Origin of the sequence: Emticicia agri (genome assembly GCF_004168285.1) — a bacterium.
GTDB lineage: Bacteria > Bacteroidota > Bacteroidia > Cytophagales > Spirosomataceae > Emticicia > Emticicia agri.
On the sequence record NZ_SEWF01000108.1, the window covers coordinates 1 to 3,298 of the forward strand.

The window sequence follows — 3,298 nt, forward strand, 5'->3', positions numbered from 1 at the left end:
CAACAATCAGCCATCTTAAAGAAACAAATCAAAGAGCTGTCAGAGCAACCCAGATATAAAACTGATGCTGAACTTCTGAAGACTATTCCAGGAATAGGTACCTTGACAAGTATGATTCTCTTAACTGAAATAGCAGATATAAACCGTTTTGTGAGTATAAAAGAACTGTCAGCTTATGTAGGACTGATTCCTAATAGTCATGACAGTGGAGAAACCAAAAGAGTGGGAAGAATTACTAAAAGAGGGAATGTATATTTGAAATATATCCTTGTGGAGGTCAGTTGGATGTGTATCAGATATGATGCCTCCTTGTTATTGGCTTATAAGGCTGCCATCAAAAAGATGGAACCTAATAAAGCTATCGTCAAGGTAGCCAGAAAATTACTGAACAGAATTCGATTTGTACTAAAGAATAAAGAACCCTATCGAATCAATCAGGGTCTGTAGAGAACATATATCTATTAAACCATTATCAGGTGGGGTAACGCTTGAGGCCGTCTGTGACCTCTAATAAAGAGTGTTCACTATTTTGAGTTTGCGTCCCACACCTATATAACATAATAGCTAACTTGTGACTCTCCATTGGAGATGTTCACTCATAGAAGATTGGTTTATAGTTAAAAAAAGTTCTGTTGAAATATGGATAAGCTTGCAGCTTACCCACATTCCAACAGAACAATAACAACTATTGCCTATTATTTAAATAAACCAAAAAAAATCAACTCGAAGCTTGTTTTTCAACATAGAAGACAGCCTCTTTTGTCGATGAAGCGAGTGCGACATTAAGCGGTTACTCTATCAATTGAACCAATTACTTTCTTCATAAAGGTATTAGCGGCATCTTTTTCCGGCATACCTTCGGCTATTAACTGATGTACCTCTAAGGCTCCGCAGAAATTGGAAATTAACTCTCCAATCACATCTACTTCTTCATCTTTCAAAGAAGGTGTTTCAGAAATATTCTCCAACACTTTAATAGCAGCCTCGATTTCAGCTACTGAAGAAGTACGCTGAATTTGTCTAATTAAGGGTAATTTCATCTATTAAAGATTTTAATTGTTCTTCTTTATTGGTCTGTACCTGATTTACCAATTGTCCGCCTTTAAAGCTGGCAAAAGTTGGTAAATTGTTTACCGAAGCTAATTTTCTTGATAGCGGAAATTTTTCGGCATCTACAATCACAAAAGCGGTGCTTTCGTTGTCGTTCGACAATCTTTTGAATTTAGGTTTCATCAGTCTGCAATTGCCACACCATGAAGCCGAAAATTGTACCATTACTGTTTCATTTTGTGCTACTACATCGGCCAGATTATCTTCTGCTAATTCAATCAACATATAGGTAATGATTAATTTTGTGAAAAATAATTAGCTACACCTGCATTAGTAGCTTCCATAGCGGCCTCGCCCTCTTCCCAGTTGGCAGGACAAACCTCGCCGAATTTTTCTACATGCAATTGTGCATCTAATAAGCGAAGATACTCATCGATATTACGTCCTAATGGTAAATCATTGATTGACTCATGACGAACAATCCCTTCTTTATCAATCAGAAATGTACCACGGAAGGCCACCGGATTACCCACAAACGACCATGTTCTGGTTTCGTTGTTGAATACATACTCACCACCTAAAACGCCACAATTGAGCGAAACAGTTTTAGAAGTATCAGCAATAATCGGATAGGTGATGCCCTGGATACCACCTTGCTCTTTTGGTGTATTTAACCAGGCTAAATGTGTTTCTTCTGTATCTGTTGAGCAACCAACTACTACGGCACCTCTTTTTTCAAACTCCCTTAATTTTTCCTGAAAAGCATGTAATTCAGTCGGACAAACGAAAGTGAAATCTTTCGGATAGAAGAATAAAATGACATACTTTTTACCTAAATATTGGTCTAAACTGAAGTTTTCAACGATTTCTTCACCGTCGATTACAGCACCTGTATTAATGTGCGGATATTTTTTACCTACTAACGCCATTGTATTATTATACTATTTATTGAGTGTGTTTATAAGAAAACCAACACAAAAAAATACAAAAAATCTGTATTGCTCTGCGTATTATTTGAATGTTCTATTAAGTTCTTTTAATTGTCCAAAAGTGCTGCAAAGCTATATTTTATGGAATAAACAAAATACGACAGTTGGCAGAAATAGGGTAATAGTGCAATTTTGATTGGAAAAAGAAAGGAGTTAGAAATTGGGTTTTTATTAGATTGGGATTTTGTAAAGAGTCTTTCTATAGCAAAAAGACAATGTACAACATAAGCCTTATAAATATCTTTTAAACCTATAAGATATATTTTTAAACTAACGTGAGTTCGATGGTTAAAATATTGTATTTCAATTAGTTATAATAAGAATTGGAGTAAAAATGAGAAATTTATGAATTCCCGTCCATAAACCTCAAAAATCACCCCAATTCTTATGCAATATAATGAAAATAAGCTAATTGAAATCTTTGTGAGATGCGATGATTTCTGTCAATTATTTGATAATTGGTTAGCAAAAAGGGGGGTACCTGCAAACCAAAACCAACCCTTAAGTACCTTAAGTGATAGTGAAATTTTGACACTTATTATATTCTATCATTATTCAGGATATAAATGCTTTCAGTACTATTATCAAGATTTAGTAAGGAATGTTTTAGTGAAAGATTTCCCTAAAATACCTTCATATAATCGTTTTATTGAATTAATTCCCTATCAGACTCTGAGATTACAAATGTTCTTAAAATACCTTTCTTTGTTTTCTATTAGGACGGGTAATTATTTTATTGATAGTAAGAAAATGCCCGTTTGTGATAATAGACGAATTCATTCAAATAAAGTCTTTGTAGGGTTTGCTGGTCGTGGAAAATCTTCTACTGGTTGGTTCTATGGACTAAAAACCCACCTGATAATCAATGAATTAGGTCAAATTATTAATTTCGCCCTTACACCAGCCAATATCTCTGATAATGATGACAGACTTATGAATTATATGTTTGATGGTCTAAAAGGACAATGCTTTGGTGATAAAGGATATCTAACTAAACTCTTTGAACAATACTATCTCAGAGGGCTTTTATTGATTACTAAAGTCAGAAAAAATATGAAAAATAAACTGATGAAAATAAAAGACAAAATCAACCTAAAAAAACGGGCTTTGATAGAATCTGTCAATGACATTCTAATGACTGTTTTTGACATAGATCATACCAGACATAGAAATCCTATCAATGCTATGGCTCATACTTTTGGTGGACTAATTGCATATTGCTTTTATGAGACTAAACCAGCTACTTTCATCATTAAATA

General features: G+C 34.1%; 5 protein-coding genes. 2 read left to right on the plus strand and 3 right to left on the minus strand.

Going from position 1 to position 3,298, the window contains the following annotated elements; all coding sequences use genetic code 11:
* The coding region (locus EWM59_RS27200; protein WP_130024253.1) for a transposase at nt 1-447 on the plus strand (447 nt) is incomplete at its 5' end.
* A gap of 335 nt (nt 448-782) precedes the next feature.
* Here the strand turns inward: EWM59_RS27200 and EWM59_RS27205 are convergent.
* Genes EWM59_RS27205 through EWM59_RS27215 form a run of 3 tightly spaced genes read right to left on the minus strand, consistent with a single transcriptional unit; the run spans nt 783 to nt 1,979 of the window.
* Nucleotides 783-1,040 (minus strand): DUF6952 family protein, encoded by a 258-nt coding sequence (locus EWM59_RS27205; protein ID WP_130024345.1) that lies wholly within the window; start codon nt 1,038-1,040, stop codon nt 783-785.
* Nucleotides 1,021-1,335, minus strand: coding sequence for a thioredoxin family protein (locus tag EWM59_RS27210; RefSeq protein ID WP_130024346.1), 315 nt, complete (start codon nt 1,333-1,335; stop codon nt 1,021-1,023). Before EWM59_RS27210 ends, EWM59_RS27205 begins: the two co-directional genes overlap by 20 nt.
* Before the next feature lie 11 nt (nt 1,336-1,346).
* A complete protein-coding gene (locus EWM59_RS27215) occupies nt 1,347-1,979 on the minus strand; it encodes a peroxiredoxin (protein ID WP_130024347.1) in 633 nt (210 codons plus the stop codon).
* Between the two features lie 441 nt (nt 1,980-2,420).
* Between EWM59_RS27215 and EWM59_RS27220 the strand changes: the two genes are divergently transcribed.
* Nucleotides 2,421-3,298: IS982 family transposase (locus EWM59_RS27220; RefSeq protein WP_130019323.1), on the plus strand; the 878-nt coding region annotated here is incomplete at its 3' end.